Annotated in this window: 16 protein-coding genes; 12 read left to right on the top strand and 4 right to left on the bottom strand. The window is 39.6% G+C overall.

Annotated features, from left to right (window positions below; translation table 11 throughout):
- Nucleotides 1-156 precede the first annotated feature (156 nt).
- From FL972_RS00360 to FL972_RS00340, 5 genes are all read left to right on the top strand, one after another.
- Nucleotides 157-705: a 2'-5' RNA ligase family protein gene (locus FL972_RS00360; protein ID WP_144602217.1), complete on the top strand. Its 549-nt coding sequence runs from the start codon at nucleotides 157-159 to the stop codon at nucleotides 703-705.
- Nucleotides 706-1,194: 489 nt separating this feature from the next.
- A complete protein-coding gene (locus FL972_RS00355) occupies nucleotides 1,195-4,272 on the top strand; it encodes a SusC/RagA family TonB-linked outer membrane protein (protein WP_144602215.1) in 3,078 nt (1,025 codons plus the stop codon).
- Between the two features lie 23 nt (nucleotides 4,273-4,295).
- Nucleotides 4,296-5,816: a RagB/SusD family nutrient uptake outer membrane protein gene (locus FL972_RS00350; protein WP_144602213.1), complete on the top strand. Its 1,521-nt coding sequence runs from the start codon at nucleotides 4,296-4,298 to the stop codon at nucleotides 5,814-5,816.
- A gap of 640 nt (nucleotides 5,817-6,456) precedes the next feature.
- The gene (locus tag FL972_RS00345; protein WP_144602211.1) at nucleotides 6,457-9,594 is read left to right on the top strand and encodes a SusC/RagA family TonB-linked outer membrane protein; all 3,138 of its coding nucleotides are present in this window, start codon (nucleotides 6,457-6,459) and stop codon (nucleotides 9,592-9,594) included.
- 13 nt (nucleotides 9,595-9,607) lie between these two features.
- Nucleotides 9,608-11,098, top strand: coding sequence for a RagB/SusD family nutrient uptake outer membrane protein (locus tag FL972_RS00340; protein ID WP_144602209.1), 1,491 nt, complete (start codon nucleotides 9,608-9,610; stop codon nucleotides 11,096-11,098).
- A gap of 40 nt (nucleotides 11,099-11,138) precedes the next feature.
- Here the strand turns inward: FL972_RS00340 and FL972_RS00335 are convergent, their stop codons facing one another.
- From FL972_RS00335 to FL972_RS00325, 3 genes are all read right to left on the bottom strand, one after another.
- Nucleotides 11,139-11,981 (bottom strand): hypothetical protein, encoded by an 843-nt coding sequence (locus FL972_RS00335; RefSeq protein ID WP_144602206.1) that lies wholly within the window; start codon nucleotides 11,979-11,981, stop codon nucleotides 11,139-11,141.
- Nucleotides 11,975-12,742 carry a hypothetical protein gene (locus FL972_RS00330; protein WP_144602205.1) on the bottom strand — a complete coding sequence of 256 codons (768 nt, stop codon included), beginning with the start codon at nucleotides 12,740-12,742 and terminating at the stop codon, nucleotides 11,975-11,977. Before FL972_RS00330 ends, FL972_RS00335 begins: the two co-directional genes overlap by 7 nt.
- A gap of 210 nt (nucleotides 12,743-12,952) precedes the next feature.
- On the bottom strand, nucleotides 12,953-13,444 hold the full coding sequence (locus tag FL972_RS00325) for a DUF6702 family protein (protein WP_144602204.1): 492 nt from the start codon (nucleotides 13,442-13,444) through the stop codon (nucleotides 12,953-12,955).
- 82 nt (nucleotides 13,445-13,526) lie between these two features.
- On the opposite strand from FL972_RS00325, the gene FL972_RS00320 reads away from it, so the two are divergent.
- The 5 genes from FL972_RS00320 to FL972_RS00300 all read left to right on the top strand — a co-directional run bounded on the left by FL972_RS00320 (nucleotide 13,527) and on the right by FL972_RS00300 (nucleotide 20,313).
- Nucleotides 13,527-14,108 (top strand): HupE/UreJ family protein, encoded by a 582-nt coding sequence (locus tag FL972_RS00320; RefSeq protein WP_144602203.1) that lies wholly within the window; start codon nucleotides 13,527-13,529, stop codon nucleotides 14,106-14,108.
- Between the two features lie 37 nt (nucleotides 14,109-14,145).
- Nucleotides 14,146-16,461, top strand: a complete 2,316-nt coding sequence (locus FL972_RS00315; protein ID WP_394344566.1) for a M1 family metallopeptidase — start codon at nucleotides 14,146-14,148, stop codon at nucleotides 16,459-16,461.
- A gap of 480 nt (nucleotides 16,462-16,941) precedes the next feature.
- Nucleotides 16,942-18,660 (top strand): AHH domain-containing protein, encoded by a 1,719-nt coding sequence (locus tag FL972_RS00310; RefSeq protein WP_144602200.1) that lies wholly within the window; start codon nucleotides 16,942-16,944, stop codon nucleotides 18,658-18,660.
- Nucleotides 18,660-19,370 (top strand): hypothetical protein, encoded by a 711-nt coding sequence (locus tag FL972_RS00305; protein ID WP_144602198.1) that lies wholly within the window; start codon nucleotides 18,660-18,662, stop codon nucleotides 19,368-19,370. Before FL972_RS00310 ends, FL972_RS00305 begins: the two co-directional genes overlap by 1 nt.
- A 265-nt stretch (nucleotides 19,371-19,635) precedes the next feature.
- On the top strand, nucleotides 19,636-20,313 hold the full coding sequence (locus FL972_RS00300) for a hypothetical protein (RefSeq protein ID WP_144602197.1): 678 nt from the start codon (nucleotides 19,636-19,638) through the stop codon (nucleotides 20,311-20,313).
- Nucleotides 20,314-20,438: 125 nt separating this feature from the next.
- Here the strand turns inward: FL972_RS00300 and FL972_RS00295 are convergent, their stop codons facing one another.
- A complete protein-coding gene (locus FL972_RS00295) occupies nucleotides 20,439-21,581 on the bottom strand; it encodes an amidohydrolase (protein ID WP_144602196.1) in 1,143 nt (380 codons plus the stop codon).
- Nucleotides 21,582-23,069: 1,488 nt separating this feature from the next.
- On the opposite strand from FL972_RS00295, the gene FL972_RS19345 reads away from it, so the two are divergent.
- Together FL972_RS19345 and FL972_RS00290 are read left to right on the top strand one after the other, a co-directional pair.
- The gene (locus tag FL972_RS19345; protein ID WP_175557884.1) at nucleotides 23,070-23,246 is read left to right on the top strand and encodes a hypothetical protein; all 177 of its coding nucleotides are present in this window, start codon (nucleotides 23,070-23,072) and stop codon (nucleotides 23,244-23,246) included.
- 6 nt (nucleotides 23,247-23,252) lie between these two features.
- On the top strand, nucleotides 23,253-23,849 hold the full coding sequence (locus tag FL972_RS00290) for a pseudouridine synthase (RefSeq protein ID WP_144602195.1): 597 nt from the start codon (nucleotides 23,253-23,255) through the stop codon (nucleotides 23,847-23,849).
- The last annotated feature ends 255 nt before the right edge of the window (nucleotides 23,850-24,104 follow it).

Genomic DNA, 24,104 nt, shown 5'->3' with positions numbered 1-24,104 from the left:
TTTAAACAGTTTTTATGTTTTTACCTCAGGAATCCTCTCTAAGGTAACAGAATGAGATGAATTGTACACAAGAATAAAGATTGATGCCCTGTAGATTCGAGGTTTAAACTTTGTAGAAACTTCTTAAAACTACATCAATTCCAAAAATATGATTCTATGAAAAATATGCAGAAATATTTTCTAGCCATTCTCCCACCTCAAGAGTTTTTAGAAAAAGTGGAGGAGCTAAAGTTACATCTGCGTGAAAAATTCAATGTAAAGTATGCTTTAAAGTCCCCTGCCCATGTTACGGTGAAAATGCCTTTTTCATATGATGAGCATAAGGAGGAAAAGTTTACTTCCATGCTACAGGATTTTTGTAGTAGTAAAAGCACTTTTGGGATGAAAGTGAAAGGCGTAGATACTTTTGGGAAGAGGGTGATTTTTTTGGATATACAAGCGGACCAAGACTTATATTTTTTTCAAATAGACCTAAAAAAGTTTCTGAAAACCCATGTACATCTTCCAGATGAATTGAGTGACAGAAACTATCACCCCCATATGACTGTAGCCTTTAAAGACTTAAAGAGGCAGGATTTTGAATCAGTTTTCCAGGAAGTAAAGGAGGCGAAGCTTGAAAGTGAATTCCAGGTTTCGGAATTGACTTTGTTGAAAAGGATAGATGGCAAATGGTCTCCTCACATGAATTTTTTATTAAGGAATTAACCAAATTTTCATTTTAACACCACTTAGCTCGATTTTTCTCGCTTTTAACAAAAAAAGAAAGAAAAATTTAATTTTGAGTTTTGTCTAATAGGGAAATGAAGTTCCAATTTTCTTCATGATGTTGTTTTTTCCACTTAGAACTTTATTTGCTTTTAGCCCTTTCATGACCTCAATGAATTAATAAAATTTGGGAAAAAGGGTTTTTGATAAATATTAATATTTATAGAATTTTTTTAAGAAAACGAATAACATTTTGTTTTATGTGAGTTAGGCAAAATAAAGAATACTCCTTTTGATTTATAAATACATCTTTCGTTTATAGAATATTGAAAATTTAGAGTTGCTTATATTAAATTTTAAAAAAATCTATTTTTAAGAATTATATTCTGAAAAATACTATTTAAAGGAGATTTAACAGATTTTGATTCTTTATTTTAAAATTTTTTCTTTAGCCCAAAATCAAATTAACCCACGTTAAATTTTTACCCAATGAAGAAAGTTTTACTCGGGATCCTGCTGGGAGTGATGACAGTGATGTCTGCTCTCGCGCAGTCCAAAACTATCACTGGTAAAGTAACCTCGTCCGAAGAGCCGCAGGGAGTACCAGGTGCAAGTATAGTAGTAAAAGGAACTACGGTTGGAGCCATCACAGATATAGATGGCACTTATTCAATCAATGTTCCTGAAAATGCTACTACTTTGGTGTTCAGCTTTGTTGGTTATCTAACCAAGGAAGTGAATATTCAAAATAGATCTGTGATCGACGTTCAGTTGGAAACAGATGTAAAGGTCCTCAATGAAGTTGTCGTTGTAGGCTACGGTACTCAGGAGCGAAGAGAAGTGACCGGCTCAGTGAGTTCTATCAGCAATGAATCAATTGCCAACTTAGTGGCACCATCCTTCGATTCTCAATTAGCTGGCCGCGCACCTGGTGTTCAGGTGACCACTCCAAATGGTATTTTGGGTGCAAGACCTATCATAAGAATTCGTGGTGTCAACTCTTTGACATCAAGCGCTGATCCATTAATCGTTATCGATGGCGTTCCGATTGTAGATAATGACAGGTCAGCTGTGAATGCTTCCAACCCATTGGCAAACATCAACCCAGCAGATATTCAATCTTATGAAGTATTGAAAGATGGTTCTGCAACTGCAATCTATGGTTCAAGGGCGGCTAATGGTGTCATCTTGATCACTACCAAAAGAGGATCAGATGGTAAAGCTAAAGTGAGCTACAATACTTCCATGGGTTTCAATGAGGAAGTAGAACGTTTTCAACTTTTAAATGGAGATCAGTTTGTTACTATTGCCAACGAAAAGAGAAGCAATGCTGGACAATCTCCATTGGCTAATCCAGGTGTAAATACTGATTGGCAGGACTTGATTTATAGAAAAGGCTTTACTCAGCAGCATAATATTTCGATTTCTGGCGGATCAGCTGCTACCAAATATTTCTTCTCTTTAGGTTTTACAGATCAGGAGTCTGCTATTAGACCTAATGACCTGAAGAGATACTCTTTTAGAGCAAATATTGATCACAGCATATCAGATGCAATTAGAATTGGAACTTCTCTTTCCTACTCTTTGACAGAGATTTTTGGCTTGAATAACGGAGCAAACTCTCTTTCAGGTGCGATCTATAATTCAACCAGAGCCTTGCCAAACGTTCCGATTTACGATCCTGAAAATATTGCGTTTGATGGCTATAATGTCACTGCTAATGGTGCAACTACTGGCTTTGGCGCAAACTTGGCAGGTCCGGACAATAACATTCCAAACATCGGATTTGTCATTGATAATAACCTTTATAGAAGCCGTGCACACAGAATTTTAGGCTCTGTATATGGAGAAGCTGATTTAGCAACTGGCTTGACAGCAAGAACACAAATCGGTACAGATTTGACTTTGGCTGATGATTTTCAGTCTCTAGACCCTAGACACGGTGATGGTAGAAGTTCAAATGGTTATGTGTATATGGCCTATAATCCAGCTATTCGTTGGAACTGGCAAAATACCTTGAACTATCAGACTGTAATCGGTGAAAACCACAATATCAATGTAACAGGTGGTGTGGAATACCAGTTTACAAGACTTTACAATTTTGCAGGTTGGGGAACAGATATCTCCGATAATTTCTACCGTGAGCAAAACCTGATTTCAGGATCCTATAACAACCAGTTCTCTGGAGGTGGTTACAGCGAGCAAGGATTTGATTCCTACTTCGGTAGATTCAACTACAACTATGGCGGAAGATATCTCTTGTCATTGACAGTTAGAAATGATGGAATTTCTGATTTGATCGGAGATAATAAGAGAGGTACTTTCTTCGGTGGATCAGTTGGATGGAGAGTTTCTGATGAGGCATTCTTCAACTCGAATTTGATATCTGACTTGAAAGTAAGAGGTTCTTATGCTGAAGTAGGAAACGTAGGATTAGCTTCATTTGCAGCATTCGGTGGATTTTCTCCAGTATTAGGAGGAGCAGGAGCTGGTATCGGGTATGCTCGAGTTGCTAATGGAGGCTTGCAGTGGGAAACTTCTAAGAAGTTCAACGTAGGTTTCGATATGACTATTGGCCCTGTTTCTTTGACGGCGGATTACTTCATCAATAATATCGACGGTTTGATCTTGGCTGCTCCTACCCCTCCATCTTTAGGTGTACCAGGTAACAGCATCAACCAAAACGTGGGTGCAATGAGAAACTCTGGTTTGGAATTGAGGGCCTTGGCGACTGTACTAAGCAGAGGTAAATTCACTTGGAATACTGATTTCAATATCACATTCTTGAATAATGAGGTCACCAATCTGATCCAGCCATTGACTGGTACTTATAATAGAACTGAAGTTGGTGGTCCAGTAGCTCAATTGTATGGATTCAAATGGGCTGGTGTTAATCCGGCAAATGGAAATCCTTTGTACCACAGAGGTGAAGAAATCGTTCAATATAACCTTCAAAGAGGTGCTATTGGTTGGAGAGCCTATGATTCTTCTAATCCAGGCGATGTATCAACTACCTCCTCAGGTCCAACTCAGGAATTTTTGGGAAATACCCTTCCTAAATGGCAAGGTGGCTGGAGCAATACTTTCAAGTATGGCAATTTTGATGCTGAAATCTTTACAAGATTCTCTGGTGGTAACTTCATCATGAACGAGTCCTTGAGAGGTCTTTTGGGACAAGGATTTTCCAACAACCATGCGTCTATTTTGAACAGATGGACTGAAAGTGGTCAAGTAACAGATATGCCAAAATTGTATTCTGGCCAAGACGCCAATATGTGGCAGACTTCTGCTTCCAACAGCCGATTTGTTGAAAAAGGTGACTTCGTTAGAATTCAGAATATCGTTTTGGGTTATACTTTACCTAGCAACGTGCTTCAGTCGGCATTTGCTGGCAAGATTACAAATGCAAGAGTTTTTGCTCAGGTACAAAACCCATTCATATTCACCAATTATACTGGTTTAGATCCTGAGTCTAACACGTTTTCCGGACAGCAATCATTTGGTGTTGATTGGAATGTAGCACCGATCATCAGAACCTACACCTTGGGTGTTAATGTTGGATTCTAATTTCAAAATCAAAAGAAGAAAAAATGACTAAGTTTTCAATAAATAAATTCAAACTCGCTATAGCGGGCGCTGCCCTAATGGGAGCAGTAAGCTCTTGTGATGTAGTGGATTTGACACCGGCAAACCTGATTCCTGACCAGGAGGCATTTGCCACTCCAGCTAGAGTGGAATCTGCGGTACTGGGTGTCTACGAATCAGCACAACGTGGATTCTATTTGGGATCAGTTCAACGAGGATATCCTTTCGGAGCTGCCAATGTGCAGCAAGGAGATATGCGTGGGGAGGATATGTATAATGATCAGTTGTTCTACGAGATCACTTATGTAGGTGCATATAACCCACAAACAGCCAATAATAATGGGATGTGGATCTCTCTATATAGAATGATCAACAGAGCTAACATTGTTTTGGAAGGGCTGGATGAGGCATTAAGCAGTGGTGTTTTAACTCAGGCGCAAAGAGATCGATATAGAGGTGAAATGCTTTTCTTAAGAGCATTGGCTCATCATGAACTTTTGGTTCATTTTGCAAGGCCTTACTCTGATAATCCTGCTTCTCCTGGGGTTCCTTACAGAACATTTGCCATCAATGACGTACCAAAAGTGCCAGATGGTGAGGCTGTTGGAAGAGGAACTGTTGGAGAAGACTATCAGCAATTATTATCCGATTTGGATGAAGCTGAATCTTTATTGCCAAATGGGGCTTTTTCTAGAGCAAGTAAGGGTGCAGCGATTGGGTTGAAATCCAGAGTTAAATTGCATATGGAAGACTGGGCTGGCGTAATTGCAGAGCATGCAAAAATTACTGGTCAGTATGCAGTGACCTCTTCAGTAACCGCTCCTTTCCTCTCAGGATCAACCACTGATAACGTGTTTTCTTTCATCAACACGGAAGCATCTAATGCCGGTGTAAACGGAGCATTAGCTTCTATGTTTGGAAATCCAGACTTAGGCGCCAGAGGTTTGGTTAAAATCAGCCCGCTGATTTGGAGATCCGAATTTTGGTTGGCAGAAGATTCCAGAAGAACCTTGCTGACAACCTCCAACGGAACTGGAGTATATACCGGAAAATATCCGGATGCAGTAACCTATTCTGATCCAAATCCAATATTGAGATTTGCAGAGGTAGTATTAAATGCTGCTGAGGCAAATGCACAATTGGGTAACTTGGATGTTGCCGTTACATTGTTGAATTCAGTTAGAAGCAGAGCTTTACCTGCGACGGTTCCAGCATTTACTGCTGCGGGATTAGGTGGTCAGGAAGGTGTCTTGGATGCTATCTATAAAGAAAGACGAATTGAGTTCTTGGCTGAAGGTAAAAGATGGGCTGACATTCACAGACTATCCGGAGCGGGAGTTATGAATGGTGTTCCTGCCAAGGCAACTTCAAGATCTATCACAAATATTAATTTCTATAATACAGACAGAGCAATCCCGACAGATCACTCCATTCTGTATACTAGCAATTTGTTTGTATGGCCGATTCCATTGGAAGAAATTCAAACTAACTCCACTGCTCCGATTGAGCAGAATCCAGGCTATTAATTTTGGTTTGATATACAAAAAAACCCGGTTGAATGACCGGGTTTTTTTGTGTTTACATCATTTTGTTCAGCATAAATTATCTGAAAATCCTTGCAATTCAAGGGTAATTAGTAGTACTATAATAATAAAAATAGAATTTAATTGATATTTAGTTTATTATTTTTTCAACCGATTATCATCCTTTTGTGCTAATTGGAGTAAAATTAAAGGAGAAATTAAATTTCGAATAATTTCATTTTTCGTTTTTATAATTCTGTGATTCAAATTTTAAAATCGGACATTGCAAAAATTTATTTTTAGAAATCGATTGCACACTAGGCAAAAACAGAATTAAATATTGAAAATATTGATAAATATTTAATTTAATATTTTTTGGATAAAACTAAGAAACGGAATTTTAAATAATTTAAAATCAAAATAGCAAAATTTTTTATTATAAAATTAATAAAAATAGAAATCCTATATCAGCGGACACTGTTCGGACACAATATTTTTTTCAAAAAATTCTAAAAAAATAAAAAATAATAAAATTTTATTCTGAAAACTTAACCTTTTTTAAGTTTTACCAAATTTGCTCCTTTAGCTATTTGCTTTTTCATTAGCCGATTCGAAAAACAAATCATCTATTAAAATTTAACCTATGAAGAAAGTTTTACTGGGATTTGTGATCATGCTCTTAACAGCTGTTTCGGTCATGGCACAAAACAGAACGATCACCGGTAGGGTGACTTCACCTGAGGAGCCAGAAGGCTTGATCGGAGTGAATGTCTTGGTGAAAGGAACGACCATTGGCGTCGTAACTGACCTGGATGGTAGGTACTCCATTTTGGTACCTGCAAATGCATCAACATTGGTATTTAGCTATATCGGTTATATCAGTGTGGAAGAGCAGATCGGTAATAGATCTGAAATCAATGTTACCATGAGAGAAGATGCTCAAAATCTTCAAGAGGTAATTATTACTGCTTATGGAGGTACTGCTGATAAAGGAAACTTTACCGGTTCGGCAATAGCCTTGAAAGGAGATCAGATAGCCAATCGTCCTATCAATAACGTGGTAAATGCCATTGAAGGTCAGGCACCGGGTGTAATCACCACTTCTGCTTCAGGCCAGCCAGGTTCTACTCCTGCTGTAAGAATCAGAGGTATTGGTTCTGTGAACTCTTCTTCTGCACCTCTTTACGTAGTCGATGGTGTACCTTATGATGGGGACCTATCAAACCTTAACCCTGAAGATATAGCTGACATGACCATCTTGAAAGATGCCTCTTCAGCTGCATTGTATGGTTCTAGAGCGGCAAATGGTGTAATTATGATTACCACCAAAACCGGTCAGAAAAATAAGCCAACCTTCAATGTGAGAGTTCAGCAGGGTGTATCCAGCAGAGCTTTACCAGAATATGACAGAGTAAATGCTGACCAGTATTACCCTTTAGTTTGGGAATCATTGAGAAATAGCCAATTGGGCAATGGAGCTACTCCAGATGCTGCAGCTACTTTTGCATCCAATAACCTCATCAATATTTTGGGTTACAATGTCTACAATGTTCCAAATAATCAAATTGTTGGAACTGACGGTAGATTGAACCCAAATGCTGTTAACAATTTTGTTGGCCTGAATTGGTTTGATGAATTGCAGAGAACAGGGGACAGAAAAGAATATAACATGACTTATTCTGGTGGCTCTGACAAAACTGATTTTTATACCTCTTTCAACTACTTGAATGAGAAAGGTTTCATTATCAACTCTGACATTGAGCGTTTCACTGGTCGTTTGAATGTAAATACACAAGCTACTAGCTGGTTGAAAACTGGTATCAACCTTTCAGCAACTATGAGTGAGGGAAATAATGCAAGAGATGGAGGAAGCTCAAGCTTTGTGAACCCATTCTTTACTGCTAGATCCATGGGTCCTATTTACCCGGTTTTTGCTCAAAATATGCAAACTGGTGGATTCATCTTGGATGAATTTGGCAACAAAATTTTCGATTTAGGTGACTTAGAAGAATTTGGTCTTCCAAGAAGAGGTGCTGGTGCTTACCCAGGACGTCACGTAGTTCAGGAGACTTTGTTGAACGTCGATCGTTTTGACAGAGATGTCATCTCTTCCAGAGCTTATGTAGAGGCTAAATTCTTGAAAGACTTTACTTTCAGAACCAATATTGCTACTGATATCACTTCTTTACTAAATATCGGTTATGACAATACTATAGTAGGTGATGGTGCTCCGGCTGGACGTACAAGAAGAGAGAATATCAGAATTAATTCTCTAACCTTCAACCAGTTGTTGACTTATTCAAAAACTTTCAACGACAAGCATTTCGTGGAAGCTTTGGTAGGTCATGAAAACTATGATTTCAGAAGAACAAGACAGTTTATTTCTAAGCAGGATCAGATTTTGGCTGGAAATATCGAGCCTGACAACTTTGTTACTATCAACTCTGCTTCTGGAAGAACTGATGTGGATAGAATCGAGTCTTACCTTTCCAGAGTAAACTATGTCTACGACGATAAATACTCATTCTCTGCTTCTTGGAGAACAGATGGATCATCCAGATTCTTTAGAGATGTAAGATGGGGTACTTTCTTCTCAGTAGGTGCGGCTTGGTCTATTGATCAGGAAAATTTCTTCAATTCTAATTTCTTCCAGCTATTCAAATTAAGAGCTTCTTATGGTGAGGTTGGAAATAACAATGTGGGAGGATTTTATCCTTGGCAAGCATTGTATGACCTAGGTTTCAACAATGCTTCTGAGCCGGGTATTTTGCAGGCTTCACTTTCTGCTTTGGATCTACAGTGGGAATCCAACAATACCTATGATCTAGGTTTGGATTTCGCATTTGGAAATAGATTCTCAGGTACTTTGGAGTTCTTCAATAGAGAATCAAGCAACTTACTCTTCGAAGTTCCTTTGTCTTTGACCACCGGTTTAGAGAACAGATTCCAAAATATCGGTACCATGTCGAATAAAGGGGTTGAATTCAATATTGGTGGAGATGTGATGAGAAGGGGAGCTTTCAAATGGAATGCAAATGTGAACGTTTCTACTTTCAAAAATGAATTCAAAGAGCTTCCATTCGAGGAGCAAATTGTAGGTACCAAAAAGTATGTGGTTGGTAGATCAATCTTTGATTTCTGGTTGAGAGACTGGTACGGTGTGGATCCAGAAACTGGTGAAGGTCTTTATAGAGCTGAAGAGTATGCTGAAAATGATCCAACCACTAGAATTATCGGGCAGGATACAGTTACTACCAGATTCCAAAATGCAAGATTCCACTTTGCAGGAAATGCAATCCCAGACTTCTTTGGTGGATTGTCCAATACCTTCTCTTACAAAGGATTATCTTTGAATGTCCTAGTAAGCTTTGCAGTAGGTGGAGACATTTATGATGGAATCTATGCAGGTTTGATGGGTGCTGATCCTGATGGAGGAGCTGCTCACGTGGATATCCTGAACAGATGGAGACAGCCTGGAGATATTACAGAAGTTCCTAAGATGGATGTAACCGGTGCTGCTCAAACCAATGTCGCTTCAGACAGGTGGCTAACCGATGCTTCTTATCTCAACTTACGTGCAATCAATCTCTCTTACACCCTTCCTAGAACTTTATTGGAAAGATGGAAAATGAGAGGAGCTACCGTATACCTAGCCGGTGAAAACTTAGGCTGGTTGTCTTCAAGAAGCGGTATGTATGTATCTGGAACCTTTAGTGGTACTACTTCTAATACTTTCACTCCAGCGAGAACATTCACGCTGGGACTTAATGTGAATCTGTAATTTACCAAAGACCATGAAGAAATTATTAAGTAAAATATTCTTACTCGGCGCCATTCTAAGTTTTGGATGTGCTGAGGACTATTTGGATACCCTACCTACGGATGCGGTGTCCGAAAATGCAGTCTTTACGACTACGCAAAATGCGATGACAGCCCTCAACGGGATTCACAGATCCATGTTTATCCGTTACGACTCCCAAGGTCAGCCGGGTGAAGGTGGGGTGATGATTATGCGCGAAGTTTTGGGCGAAGATGTGGTAATGACCGGTATCGCTAATGGTTGGTTTGTATCCATGTCAAGATGGTTAAACCATGTCAACGAAAACAGTGGTGATGTTCGCTTTGCATGGAGATTTTATTACAAAATCATCGGTAACGCAAATATGATTATCGCCAATATTGACAATGCCGCGGGCCCTCAATCTGAAAAAGATGAGATCAAAGGACAGGCATTGGCCTACAGAGCTTGGGCTCACTTCAACTTGGTACAGCTATTTGCTGAGCGCTATCAGGCAGGTGGAAACAACGGTCAATTAGGTGTTCCTTTGGTATTGGAGCCAATCACTGAAGGCGGTGCTAGAAACACTGTCGAAGAAGTGTATACTCAAGTGAATGCTGATTTAGATGCAGCGATCGCTTTATTGGATGAAGGCCGAAATGCTAAATCCCATATCAATGTCAATGTAGCAAGAGGAATCAAAGCTAGAGTTGCTTTGACTCAAGGGAACTTTGCCCAGGCGGCCACTTTGGCAAATCAGGCCCGTCAAGGTTTTGACTTGATGTCTGCTTCTCAATTATATGAAGGATTCAACAATGTAGATAATCCTGAGTGGATGTGGGGAAGTAAGCAAATCGACGATCAGCAGACGTTCTTTGCATCTTTCTTCGCATACATGTCTGTTAACTTCAGCTCTACCAATATCAGAGGTAATCCTAAGGCGATCAATAGCTCTTTGTTTGCTAAGATTTCTCCTACTGATGCCAGAAAAGGTTTGTGGGATCCAAATGCAGGAACAGCGGCTTTGAGAGATCCATTTATCGATGAGGTGACTTTGAGTTCTTTCGCAAAAAGAAACTTCATGAACAGAAAGTTTGTCGCTCAGGCTAATGCTTCTTCTGTAGGTGATGTTCCTTATATGAGAGCTTCTGAAATGATTTTGATTGAAGCTGAGGCTTTGGCAAGAAGCGGAAACGGTGCTCAGGCAGCTCAAGTTCTATTCGAATTGGCTTCTCAAAGAGATCCTGAGTATGTACTTTCAACCAATACTGGTGCAGCTTTGATTGAAGAGATCATGACTCAAAGAAGAATTGAACTTTGGGGCGAAGGATTCCGATTCTATGACCTGAAGCGCTTGAACCTTCCATTGGATAGAAATGGTGCAAACCATGTAGCGACAGTAATCAACTCTAAATTTGAAGAGCCGGCTGGTACTCCAAACTGGCAGTTTAAAATTCCTATTGCAGAGTTGAATGCAAATGACAAAATGGTGCAGAACCCATCTTAATAGAGAAAAGCAATTTGTTTAAATCATCCAAGTCCGGCTCTCAGGAGTCGGACTTTTTTTGTAAACTTTTCATACGGATTAAAAGGCTCACTCCTAAATTCAAGTTTCTGAAATTGATACTGTCAGTAATACTCGTGCTATTGATTTGGTCTGAAAAAGTGATTTTTTGATTGTATTGAAAATTTCCGTACAGAAATGAGGTATTCAAACCCAACTCGGCCTGTTTGCTTATTTTGAATCCTAATTTTCCTCCAAAAAACAACATGAGACTACTGGGATTACTACCATTTAGCGTATGACTAAAACCTTTAGCTGGACTCGTAGGAATTGTTAACTCATACTCTAACCCTCCGATACTTCCAATTCCTAAGCCCTGCTTCCAGCTTAACTCCAAAAAGCCGGCTAACTGATAGGCTAAGGTATATCCTACGAGAAATGAATGAACCTGATAGTCTGGATGGGAGTAAGTGGCCTGCCTTCCTCGTAACTCTGAACTTAAGATAAAAGGTGACTCGGGGATATTTCTTGAAAAAAGTAAGCCTTGATCTCTATCATTGATATTCGATGCAAACCCTTGCTCATCAAATGAATTTTGGGAGTAAAAATATCCAGTCCATATTCCGAGTGGAGCTTTTAATTGATAAGTAATATCCAAGCTGAAGTAGCTTCCACTTTCAGCAGCGCCATGGTTTCGTTTTCCCAAATTATCATAAGCAAACCAGGTACGTCTGTAAGCTGGTTCTTGCCAATTTGGTCCTATTTCCTTGTAGGCTCCTTGGGGTTTGGCCATACCTGCTGAAAAGGAAACTTCTAACGGAAATTCCTGAGCAAAAAGAGCTAAGCTTGAGCATAACAGAAGCATAGTAAAACTCAATCTTACCATAGCATCTGAAGTTGAAGTCCAATGCTTAAAGAGCGAAAATTTATTTCATCATTTAAAAATGAAACATTGGACCCTCCAGGGATCAATCTGCGCTCATATTCATAAGGAAAGTCACCTTGGATAAACTGAAATCGCAATCCTGCATTTAGCCAAGATAAAATGGAGTAAGAAATTGAGCTATTTAATCCCTTCACCAAGGAATTGATGGGAATATGCTGCCGATCATTACCTATATAGAATGGATCGTAGAAATACTGATAATTGGGATATTGCATTCTGCCTTTTCCTGTTAGAAACCCTGCTTCATATGTCAATCTTTCTTTTGACCATACATAAGATACTCCGAAAAGGAAATTTTCAAGTTCATATTCATTATGCTCCAAAAATTGAGTTCTTTCAATGGGTTGGGCAATTCCCTCTCGAATAACCTGATCTAATTTGTTGACCTCTAATGGGTTCAGATAATCCTGATAATTGAGAGAAAATTTGATTCCCGATTGCAATTGATAAGCTAAACCTAAACCCATGAACCGACCGGGCTTTGCATAGGCATGTCCAGCTTTTTCTATTCCTATATAAAATGAATAATCGAGCCCGTCTTGCGGTAATAAGAGGTCTTCATAGGAGGTTTTGGCAAATGCCCCTGTTGGAATACTGACCCCCGTTGAAATTTGAAGATCAAAATTTTTATACTTCAGTTCTTGGCCTTGAAGCTTCCAAAAAATCAAGCAGAAAGAAATGGTGAAAAATAGAAACCTCATGGAAAACAGTTTGTACTAAGATAAGGGGTAAACTAAAAAATCCAAAATACCTGAAAAAATTTGATGTTGTCTTTTTCTCTTGAAATAAATCTATCTCTTATTTCTTCAATCAGACTCAGCTAAAACTTCAATCAGACTGCGGATTAAAGTCAAGACATTTAACTAAAAACTCAAGAATGTTTAGCTTTGGATTGGATCACAATCAATCATTTAAAATTTAATGCTTCCAGATTCTTGACCTTTCCCCAACAACAAGCTTTTGGGACTTTTGCTGTTTTTATACACATGAATGATGTTTTGCTGTGAAGCAAAATTCTTGATCAAGATGCTGTTTTGAACCCGAATCTCAGCTTTCCAGGGAAGAGGAAGGGACTCCATGTAAAACCAAGCAGCATCTTCTTCGATTTCATAGCCCAAAAATTTCAATGTGGCAGGGCTTCCATCCAGCCATATTTTATTGTGATGGAGTAGGTATCCCTGAATTTGAGCATTTAATTTTTCTGGATTCTCAGGATTCAAAAAATCCACTTTTTCTCCATGAAAATCCCCCAAAGCTTCTTCCAAATCGTCCCAAAAAATCTTTTGGGCGATTTCCAACCGTTGGCTTTCAGGATTTTGCCGGATTTCTGTCAAAGAGATAAAATAAGGATGACTGAGTACCATCCATCCCAGAGAAATCAAGGAAATGTAAAACTGTTGCATTTGAAAGGGATTGCTTGTCTTTTATGGGAATAAACCTGTATTATTGCCCCAATTTACTTCAATCGAGGTATTTTCTGAGTTTATGAATTCATTTGAACTGTATTTCCGTCTTGGCCTGAAGCATATTTTGGATATCCAAGGCTATGATCATATCTTATTTGTCTTGGCGCTTTGTGCTGTTTTTATAGCCAGAGACTGGCGAAAGATCGTGATTTTGGTGACAGCTTTCACCATTGGCCACTCCCTTACCCTTGCTTTGGCCACTTTTAAAGTGATTCAGGTACGATCCGATGTTATCGAATTCCTGATTCCCGTCACCATCGCCATCACTGCCTTTACTACTATCTTGAAGCCAAGACCTTCTACGGGCAAAGGTATTCAAATGAATTATTTTCTCGCGCTGTTTTTTGGTTTGATCCATGGTTTGGGTTTTTCCAATTATCTGCGGGAGCTGTTGGGAAAAGAAGCTGTTATCTGGAAACCTCTCCTTGCTTTTAATCTAGGCTTAGAAGCCGGGCAATTGATCATTGTTGGTGCCTATCTATTGGTTACCTCCATCTTGGTAGGGATTGCTGGAGTAAACAGAAAGGAGTGGACCTTGGTTATGGCAGCTATGGTCTTGGGAATTTCCCTGATGATGATGTTAGAAACGAAATTTTGGTAAATAAAATATAACTATGAAAAAAACAGGACTAGTTTGGATGCTCTTGGCCCTAATGACTGCTCAGGTTTTCGGGCAGGCTCGTCGTTCAGAGCAAAACCACGGCGAACGATTTGAGCAGCTGGGTACCATGCTACGATCTCCCAATGTCTATAGGACTGCCTCTGGTGCTCCGGGACATATGTATTGGCAGCAAAAAGCCAATTATGTGATCGACGTGGAACTCAATGACGATAATCAATCCGTCAAGGGAAAGGAAACCATCACTTATATCAATAACTCTCCTGATCAGCTGACTTACCTTTGGGTTCAGTTGGAAGAAAACCAAAGAGGGCCTCAGTCTGAAGCACCTTTGGTAGCTGAAAGCAGCATCAATTCCCGAATGACTCTTCGGACTTTGGAGGGAATCCTTTGGGAAAATGAAGAGTATGGCTATAAAGTGCTGAATGTTAAGGATGCACAGGGCAATCCGCTTTCTGTGGCTGTCAACAAGACCATGATGCGAATTGATCTTCCAAAGCCTTTAAAGGCGGGTGAGAGCTTCACTTTTGCTGTAGACTGGTCCTTCAATATCACAGACAGAATGTCTTACATTTCCGGTAGACCTGGTTATGAATTCTTCCCGGAAGATGGTAACTATATCTATACCATGGCAGAGTGGTTTCCAAGAATGGCTGTTTATTCTGATTTCGAAGGATGGCAGAATAAGCAGTTTTTGGGAAGAGGTGAATTTGCCTTGACCTTTGGGGATTATGAAGTAAGAATCACTGTGCCTGCTGATCACATGGTAGGTGCTACCGGAGTTTTACAAAATCCTGAAGAAGTACTATCTGCTACGGAATTGCAGCGATGGAATAAAGCCAAGCAGACCTTTGATAATCCTGTAATTATCAGAACTCAGGCAGAGGCTGAAAAATTGGAAAAAGGAAAATCCAAAGACAAGAAAACTTGGATTTTCAAAGCTGAGAATGTCCGCGATTTTGCTTGGACTTCTTCCAGAAAATTTATCTGGGATGCTATGGCAGTGAAGCAGGGTGGAAAAGATGTCATGGCGATGTCTTACTATGCCAAAGAAGCCAATCCTTTATGGGAGCAATACTCAACACGAGTTGTAGCCCATACCATTAAATCTTATTCAGCACATACATTTGACTACCCCTATCCAACTGCTATCTCTGTGGAAGCAAGTAATGGTATGGAATACCCAATGATCTGTTTCAATTACGGAAGACCCGACAAGGATGGAACCTATTCAGAGGCTGTGAAATATGGAATGATTTCAGTGATCATTCACGAAGTAGGTCATAATTTCTTCCCGATGATCGTCAACTCAGACGAGAGACAGTGGACTTGGATGGATGAAGGCTTGAATACCTTCATGCAGTTTATGGCAGAGCAGGAATGGGATAGAAATTATCCATCCAGAAGAGGACCTGCACATAAAATTGTACCTTATATGAGAAGTGAAAAGAGTTTGCTTGAGCCGATTATGACTAACTCAGAAAATATCATTCAGTTTGGCCCAAATGCTTACGCTAAGCCAGCTACTGCTTTGAATATTTTGAGAGAGACAGTGATGGGCAGAGAACTGTTTGATTTTGCTTTCAGAGAATATGCTAGAAGATGGATGTTTAAGCATCCAACTCCTGAAGACTTATTCAGAACAATGGAAGATGCTTCTGCAGTTGATCTGGACTGGTTCTGGAGAGGATGGTTTTATGGAACAGAACCTGTAGATATTGCTATTCAGGATGTGAAGTGGTTTAAACTGGACAACAGAACTCCTGCTCAGAAAAAAGCTGATCAAAAAGCTGCATTTGATCTGGAAGAAAGCTATGTGTCTAAGAATTATAACAAGGCTGATGTGCCTCAAACAGTAGTGGAGGCGGATCCTGCCACCAGAGATTTTTATAATTCTTACAATCCATTTACTGTGACTCCTGAAGACGAGGAAGAGTATAAGAAGTTTATGGCCAGTCTTTCTCCAAAGGAAAAAGAGCTATTGAATTCCAATATGAACTTCTATGAAATCACCTTTGAAAATGTAGGCGGCTTGGTAATGCCTTTGATTATTGAGTTCCAGTATGCCGATGGTACTTCCGAAATCGAGAGAATTCCTGCTGAAATCTGGAAGCTCAATGAAACTCAGGTGACCAAAGTTTTCCCGAAGAAGAAAGAAGTGGTACAGTTTATATTGGATCCTATGCGTGAGACTGCGGATATCGATGAGTCCAGCAATTACTGGCCAAGACAATATCAGCCAACCCGATTTGAATTGTACAAAAGCCGAGGTGGAGCCAGAGGAGCTTCTGTAGGTGACAATCCTATGAAAAAAGCTCAGAGCAAGAAAAAGTAAAAATTAAATCAGATAGTAAACCTTAACCCTCCAAGAGTCCCGATACCTATCGGGATCACTTGGAGGGTTTTTGATTTTTCAAAAGTTGACCTTTTTCCAAGACACTGGAAAAGGACTTTTCTCACTATCAGACGATTCAGATTGATAGAGAATTTCTTTAAAGCCGAAAGAAAATCCCCAAAAAATACCCTGCAGAGGGTATTTTTTAAGGCTTTTTTTAGCCCTAGGTTTGAGGAGTTAGAAATTTAAATTTTATGAAAACAGACAAACAGACAAACAGACAAACAGACAAACAGTAGATTTTTGATTAGGTTATTTTCGCTAAGTCTACTCGTTTCAATCAGTATTTTTTTATTGGCCGGCTGTCAGTTGGAGATACTTGAGCCGGAAACATCGGAACCCAAGATCAAGTCACAAGCTTCAGGTCCTTATCAAGTCCAGCAAGCTAAGAAGTCAGATCTACAGCAACTAGGTCTGAAAATGAACAAACGGCTGGGAATAAATATCATCAAGTCGGCACAGTCCCGGGAGATTTCTGATTTTATTTTTGATCTGGAGGCTTCTTTGCTGACTCAAGACAGTACAGCCAGAAAGACATATACCGTACCTTTTTTGAGTAAGGAGGATCGATACAATACCTATAATCTCGTCATAGTCACAGACAGCCTGGATCAGCTTTTGGATCAGTATATTTTGGCCTATGAAATTGACAGTGCCCAGTATCGGGATTTTGTGGAGCATGGGGATATTTTAGAAGCGGGTACCACGATCAAGCGATATTCTTTTTCGAGTTTTTTTAATGATTCCAATCCGCTATTTCTGGAGCGCTGTCAGGGAATTACTGATGAGAATGGAGATCCTGTGGTTTGTGATCAAGTGACGCTGGATTTCAGTTCCGGCGGTGGAGGCGGTGGTTCTGGAAGTGGAGGTGTATGGATTACACCAGGAGGAGGATCTAGCGGTGGTGATGGGTCTTCCTCTGGAACTGGAGGATCATCAGGAGGCGGTAGTGGAACTTCATGTACATGGACTATTACTTATACTCCTAGGGGGGTAGTTGGAGAAAGTAGAGATGTGAAACTCGTCTATGATGTAACTGTTACCATTTCATGTGGAGATGATCCTTATATGCGAAAAAATTCAAGTCAGGATATCGGGATGATGCAGTGTATGGACTGCGAAATTTCAGATTTCGATTTTGGTACCCCCTCCTTTACTCCAACTAAAACTTCTACTGCAATAAACCGTGACTTGGGAGGGATTTTAACTGATTTTCATCTTCAATACTTAAGCAATAATCCCACGTTTGCCAACGAGTTTAGATCTGCACTGCTAGCTGATGCGACTGTGGATGTGGATGCTGCCTTATTTACCCTTGCTGCGGAGATGAATGGTGCGCTGACAGGTGATTTTAGTTCACAATTTGGTTTTGCCATTGAAGATTTAATGATAGAATCATCTGCTGATTTTTCAGATCCCGGTATTCTTCGAATTTTTCAACAATACTTTGATGCAAAGTATGCCATATTAAGACAAAACTATCCGAGTTGGTCTAAAGAGAAGCTTTTTTACGAAACTTCTAAAGAAGCAATACATCTTGCTCTGGACGCAATAGGTCTTATCGAAGGATTGGGCACACCCGCTGATCTGCTCAATGCCGGCTTATATTATCTGGAAGGGGATCGGGTGAATGGCAATTTGAGCCTTGTGGCCGCCACTCCGGTGATTGGCTTTTTTTCCACCACAGTAAAGGGAGCATTACGACTAAAGGGAGTAATTTCCGGCACTAGTATAAGGATCACCCAAACCTGGGTTAAGGACGGAAATCTAATTAAATTTGGAGGAACAAGGCTTAGAATAGCCATGGGGATAACAGATCCTAACAAACATGCGCATCATATACTCCCCAAAGAGTTGGTTGATCACCCCGTAGTACAAAAGGCGGCAAGAGCCGATGGTGATCCGTTTCATATCAATGAATTAGCTAATGGAATAGAAATCGCTGCAGATAGAAATACAACGCATCCGGCTTATAATGATCAAGTTTTGGCCATATTGGACCGATATCTTAATGGAAGAGGATATGCTGATAAAACCCCGGAAGAAGTGTATAATTTCCTGAAAGGTGAAATGACTAGAATTAGAGGAATTATCAATGCAAATCATACTGTAAAAATGCATGATCTAATCATAGACTAATGAATTATTTCGAAGTTGATATTCAAAATCCTTTGAAGAGGTCCTTCAAAGACCGATTCAGTGATACAGATGAGATTATGGGTCCTCAGTCTTATGAAAGATCAGATGTTTCAGATTGTAAGGTCCCTACCCAGTTAGCAAGGGTCATAAAAAATTCTATTGGAATTTTTAGGCCCTCTGCAGATTTAACTGGTAGGGTGGTTCTTTCTACTAGTGCAAAAGAAATAATCGAAAAATATCGAAAAGAAAGTTTTCAGTTTATTCCATGTCCTATCCTAAAAGGAAAGACGTCATTAGAGGGATACTGGATCACCAACAAGCTGATGTTTGATGATGAGTGTTTAGATTTCTCTCAATCTACATATAGGTATAGAGGAGGTCCTCATCCGGCAATTAGCAAGTTGCAAGCCAAGAATGAAGACGAAATTGAGCTCAGGTTCAAAGGAGTTGAAGAATTATTGAAATTCACAGACCAGGCAGATCATTTAATGGCTTCAGTGATACCATCAAAAATGGTTATTAAGGAGGAATGTGACCTGCATATAATTAACTTCAAAAATATTGGAATTTATAATTTAATCGTTTCTGAACCTTTAAAGAAAGAACTAATTTCAAAAGGATTAACAACAGGAGTTGAGTTTAAACCTTTGGAAATTCCAAGACAAAAATGGTATGGCTCCAACGGGCTAAGAAAGCAGTTTTACAAATAAGTTAAAGACCAGCCCGAATTAATTTTGGGCTGATTCTTTTTCTATTAAGAGAATTTTTTCAGAAAATCAATTTCCGAGTCTAAAAGAGTATCCTTTTTTCAAAGCGACAAGATTTCAATAGAAGGAATCCAAATGCGGATTCAGTGAAGGAATTTAACTTTATAAATCAAGAAATCTCAAAGGCAAAAGCTGCTATTCAAAACCTTCCTTCAGATGGAAAAATAAACAGTGTAATATGTAATTAAGATACTTTCAAATCAAAATATTGAATGAGACCAAACGGGTGTATATATCCGGAGAAGAAAATATCTTAGGATACATTTATCTAGACGGAAAACCAAGTAAAGGAAAAGCCCCCATTCAAAAAGTGCTAGGTAATTCTTCTTTGAAAGATTTCTGCTCCGCCTCGGCGGACCTAGGTCCAAGAAAAATAGTTTCCTCGAGGGTAAAAAGTTTCTTTGAGGATTTCAGTAAAGAAAGATTTATTTATTTAAAGTGTCCCATTCAGAAAGTATCCGATATAATTGATTCGTATTGGATTACAGATGTAATAAATTTTGATGATCTTGATGTTGACTTTAAAAATTCAAGGTTTCAGCTATATGAAAGCAGGGTAACCAAAGAAGAAGGTGGTAGGCCTTCAGAATTTGATCGAAAATTGAGTGAGGTTTCTTTCAGAAACCTTGAGGAGCTTGAGGAATTTGAAAAGAATCTAAATCATTTAAGCTATGTGATTGCAAGAAGCTTAAAAATAAATAGGACTTGTGAACGACCACTTTTATTCTTACGAAGTTTTGGAATATTTGACCTGATTGTTTCTGAGGAATTAAAAGGTGAACTCCAAAAACAAAAAATGGACAAAGTCGTCGAGTTCAAACCCCTCGATATCTCAGACGAAGAATGGTATGGTCCAAATGGTTTGAGAAAACAGTTTTATAAATAAATAGATATCCAGTCTTGAAAATTCAGGACTGGATTTTTTCTTTACCTGTTACTAGGCCAGTTAACGCTTAACTGAGGATAGAACAGATGTAGATCAGGTGTTGAATATTGCCTGCATACATTTTGCTAGTATTTGCTTTGTATTTGATTTTCTGGTGAACTGATTTCAAGGATTTTTTCAAAAACCCCCACCCCCGTCTCAATCAATTCATCTGGGAAATCATAGGTCGGCTCATGGAGCTGAGGACAATTCTCACCTGAGCCTAGGCCAAACAAAAAGGAAGGGCAATGCTGACTAAACAGTCCAAAATCTTCCGACCAATTGAAGGGTTCGGCTTTTTCTACAACGTTAAGCCCTAATTGCCCAGCAGCAACTTTTACGACCTCATACAATTCTTGATCATTGTGCGAAACGGCAAATTTCTCGACAAATTCTACCTCCAATTTTAAGCGCTCTTCAGTTGCAATTTTTTTAGCCAAAGCTTGTGCCTTTTCAATTAGCAAATCCAAATCTTCCTGATCAAAGGCTCTCAGGGTCATACCTAAGCTGCCCTTGCCTGCACTCGTTCCAAAGGCCAAACTTCCGAGTTCAGCATGGATGAGCGTGAGCAAGGAAAAGCCGGGAATTTCCTTGGGTAATTGGGGTAGCTGCTGCATCAGTTGAGCAAGGGCCTGAGCGGGGTTGATTCCGGCATCGGGATGGGCAGAGTGAGAGGTTTTCCCGGTGAAATGCAGTCGCATTCCAGTACTTCCCGCGGCAAATGTTCCTTTTCGCAGCACCACCTGATGAAGCGGAAAGCCGGGTAAATTATGGAGTGCAAAGGCGTAATCGGGTCTGATTTCCTCAAAGCGGGAGTCGTTTAGAATTGCCTGAGCTCCTTCTCCGGTTTCCTCAGCAGGCTGAAAGAGAAGCACCACTTCTCCACTTTCAGGTCTCTCTTGAGCCAACTTTTCTCCCAATCCACAGATAATTGCCATGTGTCCGTCATGCCCACAAAGGTGGGCCTTTCCGGAGACAGTGCTTTGGTAGCTTGGATTTCCTTTTTCCTCGATAGGTAAGGCGTCCAATTCACAACGAAAGAGCAGGCGTTTTCCTGGGTTTTTACCCTTGAAAATGAAAGCTAAGCCCGTCCCTCCCAAGCCTTCAATTGTCTCATCTGGATTCAAAGGCTTAAAAAAGTCCAGAATTCTCTGGGCAGTTTGGCTTTCTTCCCCTGCTATTTCTGGGTGTTGGTGAAGTGTATGCCGAAGTTGGATTAGTGAATTCATGGGAACAAAGTTGGGTGTCTTTGCTTTATATGCAAGCGGTATTTTATCTATCGAATATTCTTTGAATATTGAGAAAAGCTATTTTAGATTAAAGAATTACAATTTACTAAGGGGAGGGAGACTTTTGAGACTATTTTGAGCTATAGACTCCTTTTTATTTGCCTTAGATTTTTTCGCTTCAACCTATTAATCTTTGCCTCTTTTGTTCTTTGCGGGAGCTCAAAAAATATCGAACATCGAACATCGAATGATGAATAATGAAGTGTCATCAACGCCAAACAGCGATCTTAATCAATTACACGATTTCTCTTCACTTCTTCTATCCTTGGCGGGAGACAAATTGAATTAACTATCAAATCGCTTCTCCGAAGCTCTTGTTAACTTTCACTTTCAATGAAAAAACCTTTTACAGCACTAGGGGTGCTATTTGATCAATCATCCTAAAATCTCTTTGCCTCTTCTATTCTTTGCGGGAGAATAAAATCATTGCGCCGCTGCGTCGCCGCGAGCATTTTTTAAAACCACATAGGGAGGATAGAAAACATAGCTTCATACGTACTTTGCCTCTTCTATTCTTTGCGGGAGATCAAAAAATATCGAACATCGAATAATGAAGGGTAGTGAACACCAAACAGCGATATTCTTCAATTACTCGATTAATCAATTACATTATCTCTTTGCCTCTTGAATCCTTTGCGGGAGATCAAAAAATATCGAACATCGAACATCGAATGATGAATATTGAAGTGTCATCAACACCAAACAGCGATCTTATTCCATTACACGATTTCTCTTCACTTCTTCTATCCTTGGCGGGAGACAAAATGAATTAACTATCAAATCGCTTCTCCGAAGCTCTTGTTAACTTTCACTTCAACTATCTACAATCAAAATGCCTCTCCGAGGCTTTCAATGAAAAAACCTTTTACAGCACTAGGGGTGCTATTTGATCAATCATTCTAAAATCTCTTTGCCTCTTCTATTCTTTGCGGGAGACATTATCGCCGCGCCGCTGTACCGCAGCGAGCTTTTTAAAAACCACATAGAGAGGATAGAAAACATAGTTTCACTCTCCCTTTGCCTCTTTTGTTCTTTGCGGGAGCTCAAAAAATATCGAACATCGAACATCGAATGATGAATAACGAAGGGTAGTGAACACCAAACAGCGATCTTATTCCATTACACGATTAATCAATTACACAATTACTCTTTACTTCTTAATCCTTTGCGGGAGACAACATCTCCTTGAAGCTGCGAGCAATTTTTCTGGAGCTTGATCCCAATACCTATTGACTAATAACAAATAACCATTCCCTCAAGCTCAAGACACAACTGAGAATGACTTTCTTTTCTAATGATTAAAGTTTTTATCCCCCTGATTTTCAATTGGAATCATTTTTGTCTCAATTTTTTCAGTAACGGTTGGGAACTTACCTTCCTTTCTTGTTATTTTCATCCAATCACTTCAACCTTTAACCAAACACTTTTATGAGCGAAATAGAAAAAAAACAAATCGAAGAGCAAATCACTGCTCTTAGAGCTAAGCTTACTGGTGACATGTTTGCAGACATGGAGATTCGAGACAAAATTCATAATCTGGAAATGGTATTGAATGGTACCAAGCCGGGTGGTCAATACATTGATTGTGTAGGTTGCGGAAGTTAATCAGTTTTGAGTCGATACTTTATTATTTATAAGCCCTTTGGGGTTTTGAGCCAATTTAGCGGAGAGGGGCAGACACTTGCCTCTCTTTTTCATTTTCCCAAAACGGTCTATCCTGTAGGTCGATTGGATAAGGATAGCGAGGGTTTATTGCTAATTACCGATGATAAGCAGCTTAACCATCAATTGCTAAACCCCCGATTTGCACATCAACGAACCTATCTGGCTCAGGTGGAAGGAATACCCGATGCAGAATCCTTGCGTCAACTGGAAAAGGGAGTAGAAATCAATGTGGATGGGAAGATGTATCATACCAAGCCTGCTTTGGCTAAAATTCCCGATGAGATTCCAGCTTTGCCTGATAGAGATCCGCCGATTCGTTACCGCAAAAATGTGCCGGATACCTGGATTGCTTTAACATTAATTGAAGGTAAAAATAGACAAGTAAGAAAAATGACTGCGACAGTTGGATTTCCTACCTTGAGATTGGTGAGATGGTCTATGGAAAAGTTAAGTATCGAAGGCTTCCAAGTGGGCGAAGTAAGAGAAATGAGTCAAGATGAAGTCTATAGGTCCTTAGGATTGAGTGGTTTCCGTAGAAAATGAATAATACTGCCAAAAGAGGAGAAGATATAATGGAATTTTTTACCGCTAAGAATCCAAGGATGTAAAGAGACTCATACAGATTTTTTTCGGCATAGACCATCAATCCCTTTGACTATGGTATAAATTCTTTGTCTGAACGAGATCCCAAAAACAAATAACCAATAACTTCTTCAATCCCGGGACATTTTTTAGCCAGATAGCGAAAATTGAAAACATAGCTTTTAAACCCCTTTGCATCCATTTCGCTCAGAAGGC

It is taken from the genome of Algoriphagus algorifonticola, assembly GCF_007655305.1.
Taxonomy (GTDB): Bacteria; Bacteroidota; Bacteroidia; order Cytophagales; family Cyclobacteriaceae; genus Algoriphagus; species Algoriphagus algorifonticola.
Note: the sequence above shows the minus strand (reverse complement) of the source record. Positions and strands in the feature narration are given on the sequence as shown.